Raw genomic sequence first — 20516 nt, forward strand, 5'->3', positions numbered from 1 at the left:
CTGTTTATAGGTTAAAGGCTACATTAGCGCGCCTGGTTCTCTAGTATACCCTGAAGGCGCCAGCGTTCGCCAAACCCAGCACTATTTTCACTCACCACCTCGTCGCTGCCATCGATAAACGCCACCGCAATCACTGCCGCCCGCGGCGGGTAATCGTCCTCACGACCTTTAACCTGGCTACTGGAAAGGCGCTCTCCATCGTCCACGCGCCAGACTTCGACATGGCGCGAGGGCGAGCCGGTGACCAGGTATCGCCCGTCCGCCGAGAAGTCTGCGCTAAGAAATGATTTGTGCCGGCTACGATGACGTAATTCGCTGATCTTTTCCGCGCTTGTCAGATGCCAGATGTGTGCGGTTTGCGCACTGGCGGTGAAAGCTGTGCTGCCATCCGGGTTGAAGCGGACCAGCGCTATGCGGCCGTCTCCGGGAAATCTCTGCAACACCTGTCCGCTACCGGTGTCCCATAGCAAACTCATATGGTCGTCGGCACCACTTATCACATAGCGGCCATTCGCACTGATGTCGACACTGTTGATGCGTTCGCTATGACCGAGGAACTCCAGGCGTCTGCCCGTTTCCGGTTCAAACACTACCACCACCCCGTCGCTGCGGCCAATAATCAGGTGCCGGCCCTGACTGGAGACCGCAACGTCACGGATACCTGCTTCTTCTAAACGCCAGTAACCGCGGACTTCACCGCTACTGGTATCCCATAGTGCAATGGTTTCGCGGCTGGCGGCGACGGCAACGCTTTTATCTGCGGCCAGAGCCACTGCCCGGATTTGACTGATACCGTCTTCGTCCTGTTGCCAGTTATGTTTGCGTTCATCGGTGCTCAGGTCAAAGAGCATAAGACCATGTTCAGCGGTGGCAACGAACGACAACTGACCATCAGGGGAAATGGCGGCAGCCTGAGTCCGCGACGGCGAACGCTCGTCACGCTGGAGCTTTTCTGCAGACGGTGAGCAGGCACTTAATAACCAGCCACTTAGTAAAAGACCTACTACAATAAAACTTCGTTGAGCCCGCGTTGTCATTGGTCAGCCTCTTGTAATCTGTGTACACTAAGCTCACTATACCAGTGATTTAAATCACTCCCTAATAAACCAATATATAAAGAGAAGTGGAATTTAATTATATGAAAACCTTGCATAAAGTCTTCGCCGTTTCGGCGTTAACCCTAGCGCTGAGCGCATGCGGCGAAAGCCAGCAAGCGACGGTTGAACTGGAAACTGAAGAGCAGCGTCAAGCCTATGCATTGGGCGCCTCTATTGGCCTTTACGTTGAAGAAAACCTGAGTCAGCAACAAGAAGCCGAAATCGAGCTGGACAAGGACCTGGTTATTACAGCGTTTAATGAAAGCGTTCGTGGCGAAGGCCGGATGGACCAGGAGACCGCCGAAGAAATCGTGATCGAGCTACAGCAGCAGGTGATGCGTCAACGTCAGGAAGTTGTTGGCGGACGAGCACTGCGTGAAGGTCAGGAATACCTCGAAGAAAACGCTCAACGCGAGGGTGTTGAAGTGACTGAGTCTGGTTTGCAGTACGAAGTCGTTCGTGAAGGTGAAGGCGAGCGTCCAGCCGCTGAAGATGTGGTTGAAGTGCATTATGAAGGCACTTTGGTTAACGGCGATGTATTTGATAGCTCATACGAACGCGGCGAGCCGGCTGTATTTCCTCTCAATCGGGTGATCCCGGGCTGGACCGAAGGTGTTCAACTGATGCGTGAAGGCGCCCATTATCGTTTCGTGATCCCAGCTGAACTGGCGTATGGTGACCGCGATGTCGGTGGTGCCATCCCACCAAATTCGACCCTGATTTTCGAGGTTGAGTTGGTCAGCATTGTAGATCAAGACGAGCAATAAATGCCGAAACAACAAAGGCCAGCGTCAGTACGCTGGCCTTTGTTTTAGCATTGCAATCTTATTAAGAAAATTACCCTTCAGCTCAGGCAAATACGGCCTGTTCTTCTAAGGCATGCAGCAAGCGGTCTTCGAGCTCCATGCGAACCTCAAGGGCTTCACCTAGCGCAGACAGATCATTGTCGAACTCACGCAATGGATCGTTTTCGTTCACTTCTGCGTACTTGTCATTGAAGTTAAGCACGCGCTCTGTGGTCACTGTAATCAACGGGTACACCTGCACGGCCGTGGCACGGGCTGTCTCGCTTTGCACATCCGCCTGAGTCATTAAGTGCTCGTATATTTCAAAGTGGCCAGTGGATACGTAGTCAACCAATACTTCGCAAAATGCTTTAATATCGGTTGTTGACGGCAGACCATCTGCACTTTTATAAGGCGGAAGCCCTGCCATCCGGCAGTATTGAACAAGCATTTCCTGACGTTCCTCGAGCCAATGGTCAAGAGATTGATGATGACCTCCCCAGCGCTGGCGAGCGGATTCATTGCGGCGTAACATGGTGACCTCCGGTCTTTAATCATTTGGGTTGTTCGAACTATCCAGCGGACAACCAATTAGATCAATTTACGTTGCAAGACCGCTGGGGGTCAATTCTTTTTGGCTGTCTTTACACGGATTTACGCAGGAGCATACATGATTATCCCAAGGCCCGGTCACATGCCGGACGAAGAATCTATCATTATGATAGTTAACGAAAATTTGGTTCTTCAGAGGGAAGGGGCTAACCCGCTTCCAGTACTGTCTAAGCCTGTTCGGGAGCAACTATGGCAGTCTGCTCAGTATCTCGCGAGTATTGGAAGCTACCAGGGACGCGAGGTATTTCTGGTGGTCCCCGGGCAGGATGTGACTTTCGATGGCTTCGAATTCTTACCATTACGGCGCCTGCTCAGTCACTTCGACAGCGCCTTGTTCGCTATCGCCGGTCGAGCCTGTCAGGTCGCTTATTTCATTCGCACGCATAACTTCTGCAGCCATTGTGGCGACCCGTTGCAGGAGGTCGAAGACGAACTTGCGGTCTATTGTGCAAGCTGTGACTACCGTACCTACCCGCGCATTTCACCCTGTATTATCGTCGCGGTTTTCCGCCAGGACCGGGGTAAGAACGAAATCTTGCTGGCCCGGGGGATACGCCACCCGGAGGGGCTGTATTCTGTGTTAGCAGGCTTTGTTGAGAGCGGCGAAACGCTGGAGCAGACAGTGCAGCGTGAAGTCTATGAAGAAACCCGGATTCTGGTCGATAACGTAGAGTATGTGACCAGCCAGCCCTGGCCGTTCCCGCACTCGTTGATGGCGGGCTTTGTTGCTCAGTATGCGGGAGGCGAGTTGCAAGTGGACGACGTTGAGATTATCGAAGGCGACTGGTTCGAGCTTGACCAGTTACCACAAACCCCACCGGCGGGCACCATTGCGGCGCAGTTGATTGAAGAAGTTCGCAGTCGACTGCAAGGCTTGGTAGAATCGCGCTAGAATTTTGCTGAGTATCAACTTACAGGACAGGAAGCGGCATGAGCAATACATTGAAAAATGATCGGTATTTACGCGCTTTAGCAAAGCAACCCGTGGATCGGACTCCTATTTGGATGATGCGACAGGCTGGCCGTTATCTGCCAGAGTATCGCGAAATTCGCAAGCAAGCTGGTGACTTTATGACCCTGTGCCGTAACCCTGAGCTGGCTTGTGAAGTCACCTTACAACCGTTGCGACGCTTTCCGCTTGATGCCGCCATTCTATTTTCAGACATTCTTACCATTCCCGATGCAATGGGCCTGGGTCTTTATTTCGAGCAAGGTGAAGGTCCGCGTTTTGAACGTCCTTTACGCTCATTTTCAGACATTCAGAAGCTTCCGGTACCGGATCCTGAACAGGAACTGCGTTACGTGATGGATGCTGTACGTACCATCCGCCGCGAATTAAAGGGAGAGGTGCCGCTCATCGGCTTTTCTGGTAGTCCCTGGACCCTGGCCACCTATATGGTTGAGGGTGGCAGTACCAAAAACTTTGCCCTGATTAAAGAAATGGCGTTTGCTGAACCGGAAGCCATGCACCTGCTGCTGCATAAGCTGGCGCAATCGGTCACCAGTTACCTTAATGCTCAGATTGCAGCGGGCGCGCAGTCGGTGATGATTTTTGATACCTGGGGCGGTGTGTTGTCACCACGTGACTATCGTGAATTCTCACTGACTTACATGAAACAGATCGTGAACGGCCTTACTCGCGAAGCGGATGGCCGTAAAGTGCCGGTCACTTTATTCACCAAAAATGGCGGTCAATGGCTTGAAGCAATGGCAGCCACAGGCTGCGATGCGCTCGGTGTCGACTGGACAACTGATCTTGGTGACGCGCGTGCGCGGGTAGGCGATAAGGTTGCCCTGCAGGGCAATATGGACCCCTCAGTGTTGTATGCATCGCCGGAGCGTATTCGGCAGGAAGTGCAGATTATATTAGACAGCTATGGCAGCGGCAGCGGACATGTCTTTAACCTTGGTCACGGTATCCATCCGGGGGTCAACCCTGAACATGCCGGTGCGTTCATTAAAGCCGTTCAGGAAATGAGTACAGGCTACCACAGCGAAGACTGAAGCTGATTTTGCGACCAGTTTCATTTTATAAGCGTTGAGGAGTGCAGTACTGAAAGACCAATGCGTTACAATGGCGGTCGCATATCAGGATCTTCAGAATTTAAGCTAGAGGGCAGTATGGCAAAGCGTTATATAGTCACGCCACTTTCGTTGGTTGTAGTGTTGTTAGCCGTTTTCGTTGGCTATTTGTACTTTTTCGGCGAGGACGAGCCAGTAGATGCCCGTCCGGACCTGACTCAGCCTGTGGTTGTCCATGAGGTGGGCATGGTCGAATTCCGCGATATTATTGAAGGTCTCGGAACCGGACAAGCCAGTCAGTCAGTCGATATCATGGCGCGGGTGACGCAGAATGTTCGCGAACTGTACTTTAGTGATGGTGACGACGTTGAAGAAGGCCAGGTCTTGGTCGCGCTCAATGACCGTGAAGAACGTGCACGGGTTCAGGAACTGGAGTTCCGTTTAGCGGATGCCCGCCGCCAGCTGAATCGACTGCGTGAACTGGCAGCTGAAAACGCTGCATCACGGAGCATGATCGACGAACAGGAAGTGCGCGTTGAACAAACCAGCGCGGAACTGGAAGTGGCTCGGGTACGTTTAGAAGAAATGACCATCGAAGCCCCTTTCAAAGGCCGTCTGGGTATCCGTCAGGTCAGCAAAGGGTCTCTTGTGCGGCCCGGCGATGTTATCACTACCCTGGATGATATTTCGCCATTGTATGTTGACTTCAGTGTGCCGGAAATTTACCTGCCTAGCCTGGCTGCCGGGCAACGTATTGTCGGCTTATCAACAGCTTACCAGGGCCGAGAATTTGAAGGTCGCATTGTCAGCCTGGCGTCTCGGGTTGATCCAATTACCCGCTCAATTAAGGTGCGTGCTTCAATCCCCAACGAAAACCGTGAGCTGCGCCCTGGAATGTTAATGCGTGTCCGTCTGGAACGTGAAGTAGCAACCACTCTGATGATTCCTGAAGCCTCCGTTATCCCCATTCGCAATGAATTTATTGTGTTTAAAGTGAATGAAGACAATGTAGCCGTGCGCACCAACATCGAGATTGGTCGCCGTCAGCCTGGCTGGGTCGAGGTACTGAGCGGCTTAGGTGAAGGCGACATTATCGTAAAAGAGGGTGTGGTTCGTCTGCGCGACGGCTTACCTGTGTCACCACGGGAGCAGTAAGCCATGTTTTTATCTGATGTATCGGTAAAACGTCCGGTCTTTGCAACCGTACTCAACCTTCTGCTGGTGATTTTCGGCGTGGTGGCGTTTCTCTCGTTGCCACTTCGTGAATACCCGAATATCGAGCCACCGGTTGTTTCAATTAGTACCAGTTACCCGGGTGCTAACGCTGAGATCATGGAGCGTGAAGTTACCCAGCGTATCGAGCGCGGTATCAGTGGTATAGATGGTATTCGCTTTATTGATTCACGCAGCCGCAATGGCAGCTCGCGTGTCACTATCGAATTCGAATCCGGTCGCGACATTGACTCGGCGGCGAACGACATCCGTGAGCGCGTGCAGCGTATTATGCGGCGGCTACCGGAGCAAATCGACCCGCCCCAAATATCCAAAGCGGGGGCCGATGAAGATACCGTAGTTTGGTATAACCTGCGCTCCGAACTCATGACCAGCGAACAGCTAACCGACTATGCCCGTCGTTTTATGTTGGAGCGACTGGCTATTGTTGACGGTGTATCCAGTGTTAATTTCGGTGGTGAGCGTCGCTATGCGATGAAGCTGTGGCTTGACCGCGATGCGATGGCGGCCAGGGATGTGACAGTCACCGATATAGAAAACCGCTTACGCGCCGAGAACGTCGAACTCCCTGCAGGCTCACTAGAATCTGTTGATCGTGAATTTGATGTTCGGGTAAGCAGAGCCTACCTTTCCGCGTCGGATTTCGAGCAGCTAACCATCCGTGGTGGTGGCGACCGGGGCTATCTTGTTCGGTTAGGAGAGATCGCACGGGTGTCGCTGGAGGCGGCCAATGACCAGTCTGTGTACCGCTCGAACGGGGTTAACATGCTTGGTATTGGCATTGAACGCCAGTCTGAAGCCAATACCCTTGAGGTTGTGCGGAATGCTGACCGCGAAGTAGAACGTATTAAACAGACGCTTCCGGCAAGTATGGAGCTGGTAAAAAGTTACGACAGCTCGACCTTTATTGAAGACTCGATCTCGGAAGTTTACAACACCCTCTTTATAGCGATGGCTATGGTCGTCATCGTCATTTACCTGTTCCTCGGTAACCTTAGGGTCACCATGATCCCTGCGGTTACGGTACCGGTGGCATTGCTATCGTCCTACATTGTACTGAGCGCAATGGGCTTCTCCATTAACCTGCTGACCTTATTAGCGTTGGTCCTGGCTATCGGACTGGTAGTGGATGACTCCATTGTTGTGCTGGAAAATATTTACCGTCGCGTGGAAATGGGCGATCCGCCTTTGCTTGCCGCCTATCGGGGAGCACGTGAGGTTGGTTTTGCGGTTGTAGCGACCACGATGGTTCTTATTTCGGTGTTTTTGCCCTTAATGTTCCTCGACGGTAACCTCGGCCTGCTGTTCTCAGAATTCGCGGTAGCGCTAGCAGCGGCAGTCGGTTTCTCCAGTATTACCGCCCTCTCGCTGTCACCCATGCTGTCGTCGAAAATTTTGAAAAAGGGGAACAAACGCAAGGGCTGGTTCCGCCGTTTGTTCGACAGTGGCTTTGCTAAGCTCGAATCAGGTTATGAAAAAGGGCTACGCCGTACCATAGGGCTCCCCAGCATGGCTTTCCTGGTGGTCGCCTTAGCTATAGCAGGGTGTTACGTGCTGTTTGGCCAGCTGGGTCAGGAATATGCACCGCAGGAAGACCGCGGCAGCTTCTTCGTTATCGTTCGTGGGGCAGAAGGGGCGAGCTTTGAGTCGAACCGGGTCAACATGGAACGGGTAGAAGAGGTGCTGTTACCCTATGTGGATCGGGGAATGGTTGACCGTCTGATTGTGCGGGCGCCTGGTTGGGGTACCAGTGCCGGGGTCGCGATTGTAAACGCGGTGCCGCATGGTGAGCGAGACTGGGGCACAGCCGAACTGATGGGCGAAATCCGTGAAGGCTTAAATGAAATTCCCGATGTGATAGCCGTCGCCAACATGCGCAGCTCCTTAGGTGGAGGCGGCGGTGGCGGCCGACCCGTTCGTTTCGTCCTGCAAGGACATGATTTTAATCAGTTAGCAGAGTGGCGCGATATTGTGGTGGCGCGGGCAGAAGAGAACCCGGGCCTGTTGCAGGTAGACAGTAATTACCGCGAAACGGTCCCGCAATTGTCGGTTCATATTAACCACGACCGCGCGGCTGACCTCGGTGTATCGGTAGGCGACATTGGACGCACACTGGAAGCCATTATGGGTGAGCGGCGTGTTACTACGTACTCTGATCGGGGTGAAGAATATGATGTGATTATTGAAGGTGAGCGGGAAGACTACCAGACACCTTCAGCGATCAATAACATCTATGTACGCTCGACGACGTCAAACGAACTGATTCCGATGTCGAACCTGATCACCGTGACGGAAGGGGCAACCGCACCACAGCTAAACCGTTACAACCGGATGCGGGCTATTACCGTTGAAGCAAACCTTGCTGATGGATACAACCTGGGTGAGGCACTGGCGTTTCTTGAGCAGGTGGTTGCTGAAGACTTGCCGGAAGAGGCCGCGTATGACTTCCGTGGCGAATCGCGACTGTATAAAGAAGGCGGTAATACCATTTACTGGATTTTCTTACTTGCGTTGACCATCACCTTCCTGGTGCTGGCGGCACAGTTTGAAAGCTTTGTTCATCCGATTGTTATTATTCTGACCGTTCCGTTAGCCATCTTCGGCGCTTTAGCCGGACTCTGGCTCGGTGATATGACCATCAATATATACAGTCAGATTGGTATTATCATGCTGATAGGCCTGGCCGCGAAGAACGGTATTTTGATTGTAGAGTTCGCCAACCAGTTGCGTGACGCCGGTATGCGTTTTGAAGATGCGCTGGTCCGTGCTTCGACTTTACGTCTGCGTCCTATCGTGATGACTGCGTTTACCACGATTATGAGTTCGTTGCCGTTATTGCTTGCAGTAGGGCCGGGCTCCGAAAGCCGTGCGGTGATAGGGACCGTTATTTTCGCAGGGGTGGCTTTCTCTGCCTTTATGACACTGTTTATCGTGCCTGCGCTGTATCAGGCCATGGCCAAGAACACCGGGTCACCTAGATTGCTGGCGAATCGGATTGCAGGCTATGAAGAGCAATATCCGGACCGCCGAGCAGAAGACTTAGCACTGGAAGAAGCGAACGCTGAGCGTTAGCGATGCCACATTAGCTCGTGCTCGTGGGTAGGAAGGCCATCGAGCACGTTGCGGGCAAATTGGGGGTGATTGGTAAATATACCATCCACCCCCATTTTTTTGAGTTCCTGAATATCATGTGACTCGTCGACGGTGTACACGTACACCGGCAGGCCGCGTTGGTGGGCGTCGTCAACCAGAGCCTGATCTACGAAGTCGACACAGGTATGCAGTGAATAGGCCCCAAGCTCGGTGGCGAAGGCGGCGTAGTCGAGCATACAGCTGGCATTAAGGGCACCGAGGCGAACCCAGGGGCATCGCCCATGTAGCGCTTTCAACCAGTGATGGTTGAATGAAGACAGGATCAGTTGTTCAGCCGTAAAGCCAAATTCCCCGCGGGCCCGCTCCAGCAACGGGGCAAGTAAATCTAGTGGCACTTCACCTTTTAACTCAATATTAAGTAAACAGCGCCCGCCAATCGACTCGAGTACCTCCGCAAGCGTTGGTACCGGATGTTGACCAAATACTTTTAGTTTACGGATCTGGGCGGCGGTTAAATCCTGCAGGCGCCCGGGGTGCGCGGTAAGGCGCTCCAGGTACCTGTCATGAAATACGAATATTTCACCGTCGACCGCATAGATGTCTATTTCGATGCCGTCAGCTCTGCATTCCAGTGCCCTGTGCATAGCAACCAGGGTATTTTCCGGCGCCTCAGCGCTGGCACCTCGGTGCGCGATAATCAACATCAGCGGATCAGCTGCCCCATGACCTCGCCCATTCGCGTAACGTCATCCGCCTGCAGATTCTCTTCAAAAAACATCATCTCGTCAGGGAAGGTCAGGACAACGGTTGAGCCAAGCTTAAAACGACCCATTTCTTCGCCTTTTTTCAACGTAACGGCGTTAAACCCCTGCGCTGGATACTCCCAGCTATGAATGCGGGGGCCGGTTGGCGGTGTCACGGTGCCAGCCCATACCGTCTCAATACTGGCCACAATGGTTGCGCCTATCAGGGTCAGCGTGAACGGACCCTGAGCGGAATCGAAGAAACACACCACTCGTTCGTTGCGTGCAAATAAGCCCGGCACATTGGCCGCTGTTAACGGGTTGACTGAGAATAAGTCACCCGGCACATAGGTCATTTTACGCAAGGTTCCGTCGAGCGGCATATGGATGCGGTGATAATCACGCGGAGCCAGATAAATCGTCGCAAACTGCCCGTTTTTATACGGGGCGGCGTCTGCTGCGTCGCCGCCGAGCAATTTAACCAGACTGTAGTCATGGTTTTTGGCCTGAATAATAGAGTCGCCGTCGATCTTACCGAGCTGCGACACTTTGCCATCAACAGGGTGCGCGAGCTCAAAGTCGTCAGCCTGCAGGGGCCGGGCCTCGGGTTTCAGCGGTCGGGTAAAAAATTCATTGAACGTGCTGTAGTCTGACGGTTCTTCATGTACGGCTTCAGACATATCGACCTGGTAATGTTTAATAAACCAGCGCATAAAAAGCTGGGTAAAAATACCAGCACGAGCGCTGGCAAATTTTCCCATCAAACGGGAAACTGCGTGCTTGGGTAGTACATACTGGGCTTTGACTTTGAATTGGTCGAGTTTGCTCATAGGGGCATCAGGCCTGTTCTAAAGAATCAATAATTCGATGGTAATTTTGTAATCGCTCGGCGTCCAGCTTTTGCTCGGCAACGGCCGCCTGAAGTGCGCAGCCAGGATCAGTGCGATGTTTGCAGTCGCGGAATTTACAGCCACCAATATACGGACGAAATTCACGAAAGCCCCAGGTTACGCGTTCAGGTTCGATATGCCAAAGCCCGAATTCACGAATCCCAGGCGAGTCAATAAGTGCGGCATGATTTGGCAGCCGATGGAGCCGGGCAACGGTGGTCGTGTGCTGGCCTAACCCTGAATTATGCGAGACATCGCCGGTAACAATAGAGGCCTGCGGTAAAATAGCGTTGACTAACGACGACTTACCGACGCCTGACTGACCGACAAAGACGGAGACATTATTCGCCATTAAGTCCGTCAGCTGGTCCAGCCCATGCTGTTCTTTTGCGCTGACCACGGCGACCTGGTAACCAATGTCGCGGTACAATGCGAGCCGGTTCTGAATATATTCCTCGTTGACCTCGTCGATCAGATCCGCTTTATTCATCACTATCACCGGGCGAATGGCAATGTCTTCACAGGCCACCAGATAGCGGTCAATAATTTGAGCTGAAAATGCCGGAAGCGGTGATGTGACAACGAATATTTGGTCAATATTGGCGGCCACCGGTTTAATTCCGTCGTAGACATCGGGTCGGGTTAACAGGCTACGACGCTCTTCAACCGCCTCGATAACACCCTGCAAACCTTGTTCGCTTTCTGCTGCGGGACGAAATGCAACGATATCACCCGTCACCAGGCTACCTGCTGTACGTCGTATATTGCAGCGCAAAATCTCACCTTGGTCGGTTTCGATATCGGCATGCTGGCCAAAACGACTAATGACAATTGCGTTTTGCATTGACCCGAGCTGATCGTTTGCCCACTCGACGCTTTGCTTTGTCTCACGTTTTGCCAACCGCTTCTGCATGTTCGAGCGGACGCGGCGTTGCTGGCCTTTACTGAGTTTGTTGTTGCGACCCACTGGAATCCTTGCTTGGTTGTGCTGTTTCTTGCTTGCTATGATACAACAATTGAACTGTTCTCGCCCCTGCTTTGCAGGGCTTACCCTGGAGTTACGAATGAGCGAACCTGGCCAACGCCTGATATGGATTGATTTGGAGATGACAGGCTTGGTGCCTGAACGCGATGTCATTATTGAAATTGCTACCATAGTGACCGATAAAGATTTGAATGTGCTGGCAGAGGGACCTGTTTTTGCGATTAAGCAAAGCGACCAGACGTTGGCGTCGATGGATGAGTGGAACACCCGAACTCACACCCAGTCTGGCCTGGTTAAGCGGATCAAAGAAGAAGGTGTTGGCATGGCCGAGGCCGAGCAGCAAACCATTGCCTTTTTGCAGGAACACATAGCGCAAGGGGTGTCGCCGATGTGTGGTAATAGTATCTGCCAGGACCGCCGTTTTCTGGCCCGGCAGATGCCACAATTAGAAGCGTACTTTCATTATCGTAATCTGGATGTGAGCACCTTAAAAGAGTTGGCCCGACGCTGGAAGCCTGAGGTGCTGACTAGTTTCAAGAAGCAGAATGCACACACGGCGTTGGCTGATATTCGTGAATCCATCGCAGAATTGGTGCATTATCGAGCAACTATGCTGAATTTAGAAAAAAATTGAAGGAAGGGGCTTGCAAAGCGCCTCAGGTTCAGTAAAATGCGCCTCGCAGTCAAGGGGTTGGCCCTCGACGCTGCACCTGATATGCGAGTATAGCTCAGCTGGTAGAGCGCGACCTTGCCAAGGTCGAGGTCACGAGTTCGAACCTCGTTACTCGCTCCAAATTCGAAAAAAGCCGTCCGTTGGGACGGCTTTTTTGTTTATCTCCCCCGAAAACACGACTCCCCAAGGTCGCTAAACTGAGCGATACTTAGGCAGCCACTTTCTCGGGGAGAGAACCCATGCGTCTTTCAGTAACGGCAGTATCTATTGCGCTTCTCACTTTTTGCGCCGCAAGCAGTAGCGCAGTTTACGGCCAGCAGATGAAGCGAACTACAAGCGACCGCCTTGTCGTGATCGGCCGTATTGAACCTACCTGTAGCGTTGACTTTAATACCGACCATCCGATGGCTCGTCCCTTTGAAGCACTTCGTTATAATTCAACAGCTCCCCAGGTAGTTGCCCAGGTGACCGTACTATGCAATTTTCAACAGGAAACCGTGAACGTAACGTACGAGTCACTTAACCGTGGTCTTCGCAACGAATTTGGCGCTGTGATTGACTATGAAAAGAGTCTCTCTGGTGTACGTGGCGGCGGTATGGCCAGTGAAGGCCCCTGGACTATTGCTCAACGAACTGGCGGGCGGCCCTACTTTTTCCGCGTATCACCTCGTAATATGGGACTCATATCAGGTCATTATTCAGACGTTATAGTGGTCTCTGTTTCCTCTCACTAGTCCTCTCGGGCTAGGCCCCATTGCTGAATCTCCGCTGCAAGGTATTAATCTTAGGCTAGCGACCTTGCTCCGTGGTGCAGCGGTGCTTAAATAGATCGGGTCAACACATAACAAGCTAGCGATTACCATGACCTTTATAACGATTACCAATGATCGGACCTGGCTCAACCAGTGGACCGCGTTACTTGCTTTAGTTAAAACCGACCGCGTTCGCCACCATAGTATCTCGTTGCGGGAGTTTTCCCGTTTACGCCTTGAGCCTGGCAGCATTATTTTTATTGATACCCAGGCGTTGGGAATGCCCAAGTACCTGCCATACAACCCTCACCCAAACATGGATCAGTGCAGTGTGGTTCTGACTAACACCACTGATTTATCAGATACCGCGCTATTGCATTTCCTCAAGGCAGGTTTCAATGGGGTTATTCGTCTTGGCGAACGACCCGAATGCGTGCTCAAAGCTCTCGAAGCGATTAGTAAAGGACAGACTTGGTTTCCACGCCGAATTGTCGAGCAAGCGGTGCGTGATTATCAGCGTACTAACACCACGCCGGAACAGGTCGTTTATGAGCTGGCGGCTGCCTATGAACTTAGCAAACGTGAGCAGCAGGTTTGCCTGGAACTAATTCATGGGCAAAAAAACTGTTATATCGCGAAAAAATTGTTCATTAGTACTCATACCGTGAAATGCCATGTCACCAATCTTTATCGAAAACTGGGAATTCGTTCCCGGCATGAAATTCTTAATTTGGTCAATCGCCGGATGCAGCGGCGCGAAGACACGGCCTTAGCCAGCTAAGGTGTGAACCCCGCCGAATTACTACCATAAATGCCGTTAAATTAGGCTGCACGGCTGATTCTAACAGAGGCAACTCCACGAATACTTAGGGGCAGTTCGGGGCCAGTCCCTGAACATGACAAGAACCTCAACAATTGAAGACAAGGAATACAGCAATGAAAAAATTAGCAACCTTACTCTCGTTAGCAGCGGCCCTGGCAACTACTGGTGCAATGGCTAACACCAGCGATATCCTGAATGTGCAAGGTACTATTGATGAGTACTGCGAACTGCAAGTAACTCCACAAGCAGGTTTTGATTTCGATAACCAATGGCACGTTGTTGGCCAGATCGGTGTTTCATGCAACAACGGCGCAGGTAGTGCAGATGTAACTTACGAAGCGCAAAGCAATGGTTTCGTGCACACCAACGGCGTTGACTTTATTTCTTATGAAGCCCGCAACCTGGGTTCAATCCCTTCTGGTCCTGTGACTATCCCACCAAACGGTGGTCCACACACAATTTCACAACCAGCAGGCGCAGCTCCAGCCTTTGCTAACACTGACCTTGAATACCGCGGTATTACATCAGGTGCAGAATTGGCGGGTGACTACACCGCAGTTATGGAAATCACTGTTTCTCCATAGTCTGTAGCCAAGTGTTTGCTCTATCAGAAGCGGCCGTTAGGCCGCTTCTTCTATTACTGGAAGAGGCATATTATGAAAAAAATAATAGGAACAATGGCCTTAATTGTGTGGCTGTGTAGCTCCTTAGTGTCGGTACATGCATACGAACTTCATCCGATAAGTCTGACACTGGAAGAAATGGGGCGTAACTCTAGCGGTGTCTTTCGGTTGCAGAACACCACCGAACGGCCGTTGACGTTTGAAATATCGGCAGCGCGGCGTGTCCTCAAGGATGGCTATTACGATGAGCTTGAAGATGCAGACGAAGATTTTATTATTATGCCTCCTCAAGCTTATATCGAACCAGGCGATTTTCAGGTTTTTCGGGTGCGTTACCTGGGCAATAAGGTGCTCGATCAGGCAGCAGGCTACCGCATCATTTTTTATCAATTACCTGTCGATCTGGCACCCGTCGAAGGCTCAGGGGTGCAGTTTGTGATGCACATTCATGCGCCGGTTTTTGTGGTGCCCCGAGGTACAGTCGCGGAGATTTACTCTGAAATTGACTACACGGATTTGCACAATGAGACGCGCTTTGAAGCTGATTTCTTTGATCGGGATAATCCTTATGGGGTGATTGTCCTGACCAATCATGGGAATGGTATGCAGGACCTCTCGCGCGGTCAATTGCAGGTTGAATTTGAGAACGGAGAGTCGCGAACATTAACCTGGCGTGAGTTTTCTCCAGCTGTTTTTGTGCGTCATATTTTACCCGGCGGAGAAAGTCGGATTCCGGTTGAGGGGCTTCAGCTTGGCATCGAATCACGTGCGGTGTCGGCCCAGTTTATAAGTAGTTAAGCCATGTTGCGCAAAGGATGGCTGCTTCTCTTACTGCTATTGGCGAGTTCGGTTGAAGCATTTACATTTGAGTTGCCGTTATTCTACGACGAGCGTGAAGTAGGGTTTGTTATCGTCGAAGTCGAAGGCAACACACTGGTTGAGGTGGAAGGTGCCAGTTTGGCGCTGGCTTTAGGCTCTGCGATTTCAACTGAATTGCAGACCACCTTAACCGCGGCAGGCATGATTGATATGCAGCAGCTAAATGCTTTGGGTATCGAAATTGCGTATCGGCCTCGTACGATGGAGCTGGTAGCGCGATTACAGGAGTCAGCGTTTGGGTCTGATCAGATTAGCTTTGCCCAAAGTTCAGGGGCTGCTGGTCTGCCCGCACCAGTAAGTCGGTTTGCATGGCTGAATAACCTGAATGTTGCTGCTGAGCATGAATTTGAAGAAAGCAATGACCAGATAAATGTCGACTGGCTTGGTCAGTTGAACGTTGGCGGAATACGGGGTGTAAATTTAACCTGGTCGGCGACCGCAACACATGAGAGCGTGCCCAACGAAACCAATATTTATCGTGGCCAGGTCACTGCGTTTCACGATATCCCCAATGTACCTATGCGGTTGTCGGCCGGAGACGTGTATTCGCCTGTGGTGGGTCATCTTGGAGGCGCCAGTCTGGGCGGTATTTCGGTGGCGTCATCGTATTATGAACTGCAGCCAAACCGAAGTATTTCACCTGGTACCTCGCAGCAGATCCTGGTTCGTGAACGGGCAGAACTTGAAGTCTATGTGAATGGGCGGCTACTACAACGGCTGCGTCTTGCACCTGGTCGCTATAACTTAACCGAGTTGCCACTCGCGCATGGCGCAAATGATATCGAAGTGTATCTGTACTATGCGTCGGGTGACTACGAAATACAGACGTTCAGCCAGTTTTTCAATGCAGAACTATTGCGCCCCGGATTGACCAATTTCGGCTTTTCCTATGGCTATCGGTCGGAGTTCACGCCTTTGTCCGGTACCACCTATAGCGACGATACGCTGGCTTCGGCTTTTGTAGAGCACGGTTTATTTAGCTGGCTAACGCTGGGCGCTCATGGGCAGAGTAATGATTTTGGCGAATTGTATGGGGCCAGTACCGCCTTTGCTACGCCGATTGGTAATTTCGCTGCCCGTTACTCAATGAGTGACGTATTTGATGTCGAAGGTGAGGCGCTGAGTGTCGAATGGCAGCAGCGGGTGTGGGGGTCTCTTTCTGGCTCACCTAATTTACGTGTGGCGTGGGATCGCTTCGACCGGTTTGATAATCGGCCATGGCTGCTTGACAGCGAACTACATGGAGAGCGGTGGCTGGGGAGTTATAGCGCGTACATTGGACGCCAGTTTGAATTGCGTTTCTCCTATCAGGATGACCGCACCCGCCCGGGTGTTGAGTTAAGGGAAGAGGAAGTACGTGGCACCTACCGTTGGCGCTGGGCCCGGCTTGGTGCCGGAGTTCGTCGCAGTAGCTTTTTTGGTGATATAGGTGACGAAGATGAATACCAGGCATTCGTTACCATTGATATTAATATTTTCCGTCCGCGCAATAACATGCGCTATAGCGCTCGCTATGACAGCTACAACGAACAGACGCAGCTATCTGTCGGGCGAGCATCCAGTCACTCAGTCGGCGATACCTCCTATATGTTGAGTCAGCTGGAGTCGGATAGCAGTAGCACCACCTTTGGTCGCCTGGATTACCTTAGTAACAGAGCACGCTTTGGTACATTTGGTCAGTATCGCCGAGCGCAGGGAACCGAGGCCGGATATGCGGGTGGCCAGATGAATACGGCGTTTGGATGGGCCGGGTCGCGGTTTGGTTGGGGGCGGGCTGGTGTAGGCCCATTTACGGTGGTCTCCAGACACCAGTCATTACGAGATTCCGAGATATTGGTCAACGAAGGGCGCTCCGGGCCTGAGGCTATTAGTAAATGGGGTGGTGGTGCATTGCTGACCTCACGAGCACGTTACCGTGGCACCACGGTTTTTGTCGATGTGCCGAATGCGCCAATCGGCTATGACTGGGGCGGCGGTCAGTATTTGGCGGAAGCCGGGGCGGTGACCGGAACCAGCGTTGTTATCGGATCCGATGCCTTCTATTCGGTGCTGGGAGTGCTGGTTGATGAAGAAGGCGAACCTCTTTATCTGGAAGGAGGCAGTATTGAGGGCGAGGGCCTGCGAGTAGGCGTTTTCACCAATCGCAGCGGGCGCTTTATTGCTGAGGGATTACGCCCGGGTGACTATGAAATTACATTATTGCATCAACCGGACGTTCGCTATCGATTGCGGATTGAAGAAGATGGGGACAGCTTTGTGCGGATCGGAACCTTGCATCCGCAGGCACGCTGATTTGGATTTTAATGACATAACGAGTGGGGGATAATTATGCGTTCACTCATAGCAGGTTTACTAAGCGTGTTCTGCGTATCGGTAGCGCTGGCTCAGGAGGCGGGTGACGACCATAGAGCGGCGATTCAGTGCGACGGACACTGGACCGCTCAGATACAAGGTAAAGCAGCTGAATTTAGCGCGCTGCATGGCGGCAGTGCCTGGATCCCGGTGGAGTTGCAGCTTGATCAATCATTGATTGACTGCGCTGATCAGTTACATATCGGGCCCGGTACAGGCACCTCCTGGTATATTCAGCATGGTATGAGTCGATTGCGGGTTGAGCCCTATGATCAGCGCCGTAATGCCCTCATGTTAGGTAGCGAAGGCAATGGCTGGGTGTTGCCGTTGCACGAAGAACGGCCTCAGCTGATGTTCTGGTTACGGGTTCTGGATGCCGACTATGCGACGCCGGGCGTTTATAGGGGGGTGCTGGTGAGCCAGTTTATGAACACCCAGACGCCCTGGCTGATGTCGGCACAGAAAAACGACGTCTTCGAGTTCGTTATTGAACCCCGGGTATCGGTCCAGATCGACGCCCCGGGGGGCGGAACGGGCTCTTACTATCGCGTTGATTTTGGCTCACTGCGCAGCGGTGCGTTCAAAGACTTCAATCTGGTGGTGGACAGTAACTCTGATATCCAGGTGTTTGTTACCAGTGAAAACCAGGGTGTTATGCGACATATCCGCGAACCGAGCCAGAGCATTCCCTATCGTTTCCGCCTTAATCACCGCTTTGTTGATCTGAAAAACCCGTCGACCACATCGATCCAGCGCCTTCGTCAGCGAGGCACCTGGAGGGTACCGATCAGAATAGATGTGCCCTATGTAGGTAAAGAGCAGCTGGCTGGCGAGTATTCGGATTTAATTACCATTGATGTTTTTCCGCAGGACTAACATTTTGCTAGCTTTATCGGGTCATAATTTATGATAATGTGCACTCTTAACCTTTCAAGGAGTGTGATACATGCAGGCTCAGGTAAAATGGTGCGGGGACTTAACGTTTTTAGGCACATCTGACAGTGGTCACAGCGTCATCATGGATGGGAACCAGGGCGCGCATGCGCCGAGCCCGATGGAAATGGTCTTAATGTCGGTGGCGAGTTGCTCGTCTGTCGATGTGGTAAGTATTCTGCAGAAAGCGCGACAGCCGATTACCGACTGTGTGGTCGAGGTGAGTGCTGAACGTGCTGATGCGGTGCCTGCGGTTTTTACCTCCATCCATTTGCATTTTATTGTTCGTGGCCATGACACCAGCGGCAGCGATGTTAGTGACAGCCATGTCGAACGGGCCGTTAAGCTGTCGGCCGAGAAATATTGTTCTGTTTCTATTATGCTGGGAGCGTCAGTCGACGTCACCCATAGCTATAGTGTGGAACCGTACTCGCCAGTATGAAGATAATCATTGTCGAAGATAACATTGAAACTCTTGGCGTGTTGCGTGACTTTGTGCGCGCGTTGAGCCCGAATTATGCGGTAAAAACCTATAGCAGTGGCAACGCCTTGCTTGAGCAGTCTTCGCGCGTCGACGCCGATCTGTTAATTCTCGGTTATGATCTGGGTCCCTCCGTGACGGGGACAGAACTGCTGCATTATCTGGAATGGAGTGACCGCATTTCGGCGAAAACGCATGTGGTGTTTATTTCCAACACGCTGGATCATGCAAAACGTCAGGCTCCCCTCCGCTTTACTCAGACGTATTTCTACAGCAAGCCAATTAGTGCTGCTCACGTTGAAGAGATCATCCAACGGGTGGAGGCGAATCAGCGCGCATTCTCATCCGTTTTTTACCTGCTGGATAAGAAAAAGTGGGCCCCTGCGTTCAATAGTTTGCAACTGATAAAAGACGGCACCCCACATCAGTTTCAGCAACAAGCATGGCTCTTAGAGTGCAAAATTTTATTGCAGTTGCGCCGCTTTTCAAAAGTATTGCGTCGCTATCAGCTGGTTCAGAGCTATGACTGGGCAAGGCTAGTACGCATGCAAGCATTGGTATCTCTGGGCCAGGTCAAGGCGTCTCAGTTAGTGTTTAATGGCATGGTTGCGCGCGACCCTTATTACAGCGCCTGTCTGGCATTAATGAATCAGGTACTGATTGGGACTAACGCTGAGAACAAAGGGGAAATCGTTGATACCCTGAAGGAAGGCGAGCTCTCGTTGTTCGAATGTGAATTCCGCTCGATGCTGGCAGTGCAGCACGGAGAGTGGGAACGCGCGTTGAGTTTTCTGCAAAACAAACAGCGCAGGGCCAAGCTGCGTTCACACCAGCAGTATGTTTTTTCTCTGGCGATCATTAAATCGCTGGTACTCAAGCTGGTGCTGGAGCCGGCTGCAAGCTCAGTAGCGGAAGTGGAACCGTACATTCAGGCGGCATTGAGTCAGCTGTACAACCTCAGTATCAGCCGTGATATGGAGCTGAATGAAACGCTGTTGCCGGAATTTATCGAGCGCATGCAGCGAGGGGAATTATCCGACCCGCGCAGCACGCGTATCACCAGTGGCGAAGCGGGCAATGATCAGTCCCCGTTTTCGTTGATGATGCGTATTTTGAATGGCTGGCTGAACGACGGTAGTCTGGTCCTGGAGCAGCTCGAGCAATGTATTCATTTAATTGAGCAGCAGGGAGCAAGCGGCAGAGCCAGCTCGAACTTATTATTATTTTCAGCTTTGTTGAATTTCACTGTCAGCGAAGAAAAATCCCAGATTCGCTTGCACGACGCACTGGGTAAGCGCCTCTTCAAGTCGGGCAAAGTTGATTTGGCGGCCTATGCGTTCTGCCGTGCATTGCAACTGATGCCGGATAACGCCCGATTGCTGGGTCAGTTAGACACTTGCATGAGCAAACTGGAAGTTAAGCATTTCCTCTCATTTAGTAAATCCTCTACAGAAACAGAAAAAAAAGATTGACAAAGATTTGTCCCGCCTCTATATCGTCATTATAAATTTCTGGTGACGGCGCGTTTAACTAAATGCTG

19 protein-coding genes and 1 tRNA gene are annotated in these 20516 nt (G+C 51.9%); 15 read left to right on the forward strand and 5 right to left on the reverse strand.

Annotated features, from left to right (window positions below; translation table 11 throughout):
• Positions 1 to 23: 23 nt before the first annotated feature.
• On the reverse strand, positions 24 to 1037 hold the full coding sequence (locus CWE12_RS10420; protein WP_126789653.1) for a WD40 repeat domain-containing protein: 1014 nt from the start codon (positions 1035 to 1037) through the stop codon (positions 24 to 26).
• A gap of 101 nt (positions 1038 to 1138) precedes the next feature.
• Between CWE12_RS10420 and CWE12_RS10425 the strand changes: the two genes are divergently transcribed.
• A complete protein-coding gene (locus CWE12_RS10425) occupies positions 1139 to 1864 on the forward strand; it encodes an FKBP-type peptidyl-prolyl cis-trans isomerase (protein WP_126789654.1) in 726 nt (241 codons plus the stop codon).
• 82 nt (positions 1865 to 1946) lie between these two features.
• Here the strand turns inward: CWE12_RS10425 and rsd are convergent, their stop codons facing one another.
• On the reverse strand, positions 1947 to 2417 hold the full coding sequence (gene rsd / locus CWE12_RS10430) for a sigma D regulator (protein WP_126789655.1): 471 nt from the start codon (positions 2415 to 2417) through the stop codon (positions 1947 to 1949).
• A gap of 135 nt (positions 2418 to 2552) precedes the next feature.
• Between rsd and nudC the strand changes: the two genes are divergently transcribed.
• From nudC to CWE12_RS10450, 4 genes are all read left to right on the forward strand, one after another.
• On the forward strand, positions 2553 to 3386 hold the full coding sequence (gene nudC / locus CWE12_RS10435) for an NAD(+) diphosphatase (RefSeq protein ID WP_126789656.1): 834 nt from the start codon (positions 2553 to 2555) through the stop codon (positions 3384 to 3386).
• A gap of 38 nt (positions 3387 to 3424) precedes the next feature.
• Positions 3425 to 4498 carry a uroporphyrinogen decarboxylase gene (hemE, locus tag CWE12_RS10440; protein ID WP_126789657.1) on the forward strand — a complete coding sequence of 358 codons (1074 nt, stop codon included), beginning with the start codon at positions 3425 to 3427 and terminating at the stop codon, positions 4496 to 4498.
• 117 nt (positions 4499 to 4615) lie between these two features.
• Positions 4616 to 5671: an efflux RND transporter periplasmic adaptor subunit gene (locus CWE12_RS10445; RefSeq protein WP_126789658.1), complete on the forward strand. Its 1056-nt coding sequence runs from the start codon at positions 4616 to 4618 to the stop codon at positions 5669 to 5671.
• 3 nt (positions 5672 to 5674) lie between these two features.
• Entirely contained in the window at positions 5675 to 8821 is a 3147-nt protein-coding gene (locus tag CWE12_RS10450; protein WP_126789659.1) for an efflux RND transporter permease subunit, read from the forward strand.
• Here CWE12_RS10450 and CWE12_RS10455 read toward each other — a convergent pair.
• Genes CWE12_RS10455 through rsgA form a run of 3 tightly spaced genes read right to left on the reverse strand, consistent with a single transcriptional unit; the run spans position 8818 to position 11442 of the window.
• Positions 8818 to 9546: a glycerophosphodiester phosphodiesterase gene (locus CWE12_RS10455; RefSeq protein ID WP_126789660.1), complete on the reverse strand. Its 729-nt coding sequence runs from the start codon at positions 9544 to 9546 to the stop codon at positions 8818 to 8820. The genes CWE12_RS10450 and CWE12_RS10455 overlap by 4 nt on opposite strands.
• Complete coding sequence (gene asd, locus CWE12_RS10460; RefSeq protein WP_126789661.1) at positions 9546 to 10415, reverse strand: archaetidylserine decarboxylase; 870 nt, start codon at positions 10413 to 10415, stop codon at positions 9546 to 9548. Before asd ends, CWE12_RS10455 begins: the two co-directional genes overlap by 1 nt.
• A 7-nt stretch (positions 10416 to 10422) precedes the next feature.
• A complete protein-coding gene (rsgA, locus tag CWE12_RS10465) occupies positions 10423 to 11442 on the reverse strand; it encodes a small ribosomal subunit biogenesis GTPase RsgA (protein WP_126789662.1) in 1020 nt (339 codons plus the stop codon).
• Between the two features lie 97 nt (positions 11443 to 11539).
• Here rsgA and orn point away from each other — a divergent pair, with 97 nt between their 5' ends.
• The 10 genes from orn (at position 11540) to CWE12_RS10515 (ending at position 20448) form a co-directional block, all read left to right on the forward strand.
• A complete protein-coding gene (gene orn, locus CWE12_RS10470) occupies positions 11540 to 12094 on the forward strand; it encodes an oligoribonuclease (RefSeq protein ID WP_126789663.1) in 555 nt (184 codons plus the stop codon).
• An 83-nt stretch (positions 12095 to 12177) separates the two neighbouring features.
• Positions 12178 to 12253: transfer RNA gene (locus CWE12_RS10475), tRNA-Gly, on the forward strand.
• A gap of 200 nt (positions 12254 to 12453) precedes the next feature.
• On the forward strand, positions 12454 to 12867 hold the full coding sequence (locus CWE12_RS10480; RefSeq protein WP_126789664.1) for a hypothetical protein: 414 nt from the start codon (positions 12454 to 12456) through the stop codon (positions 12865 to 12867).
• A gap of 127 nt (positions 12868 to 12994) precedes the next feature.
• A complete protein-coding gene (locus CWE12_RS10485) occupies positions 12995 to 13666 on the forward strand; it encodes a response regulator transcription factor (RefSeq protein ID WP_126789665.1) in 672 nt (223 codons plus the stop codon).
• Positions 13667 to 13821: 155 nt separating this feature from the next.
• Positions 13822 to 14292 (forward strand): hypothetical protein, encoded by a 471-nt coding sequence (locus CWE12_RS10490; RefSeq protein ID WP_126789666.1) that lies wholly within the window; start codon positions 13822 to 13824, stop codon positions 14290 to 14292.
• 72 nt (positions 14293 to 14364) lie between these two features.
• The gene (locus CWE12_RS10495; protein WP_126789667.1) at positions 14365 to 15129 is read left to right on the forward strand and encodes a fimbrial biogenesis chaperone; all 765 of its coding nucleotides are present in this window, start codon (positions 14365 to 14367) and stop codon (positions 15127 to 15129) included.
• Positions 15130 to 15132: 3 nt separating this feature from the next.
• Complete coding sequence (locus CWE12_RS10500) at positions 15133 to 17502, forward strand: fimbria/pilus outer membrane usher protein (RefSeq protein WP_126789668.1); 2370 nt, start codon at positions 15133 to 15135, stop codon at positions 17500 to 17502.
• 36 nt (positions 17503 to 17538) lie between these two features.
• Entirely contained in the window at positions 17539 to 18438 is a 900-nt protein-coding gene (locus CWE12_RS10505) for a hypothetical protein (RefSeq protein WP_126789669.1), read from the forward strand.
• 70 nt (positions 18439 to 18508) lie between these two features.
• Positions 18509 to 18937 (forward strand): OsmC family protein, encoded by a 429-nt coding sequence (locus tag CWE12_RS10510; RefSeq protein ID WP_126789670.1) that lies wholly within the window; start codon positions 18509 to 18511, stop codon positions 18935 to 18937.
• On the forward strand, positions 18934 to 20448 hold the full coding sequence (locus CWE12_RS10515) for a response regulator (RefSeq protein ID WP_126789671.1): 1515 nt from the start codon (positions 18934 to 18936) through the stop codon (positions 20446 to 20448). Before CWE12_RS10510 ends, CWE12_RS10515 begins: the two co-directional genes overlap by 4 nt.
• Positions 20449 to 20516 lie beyond the last annotated feature (68 nt).

Source organism: Aliidiomarina sedimenti, assembly GCF_003986955.1.
GTDB classification, from domain to species: domain Bacteria; phylum Pseudomonadota; class Gammaproteobacteria; order Enterobacterales; family Alteromonadaceae; genus Aliidiomarina; species Aliidiomarina sedimenti.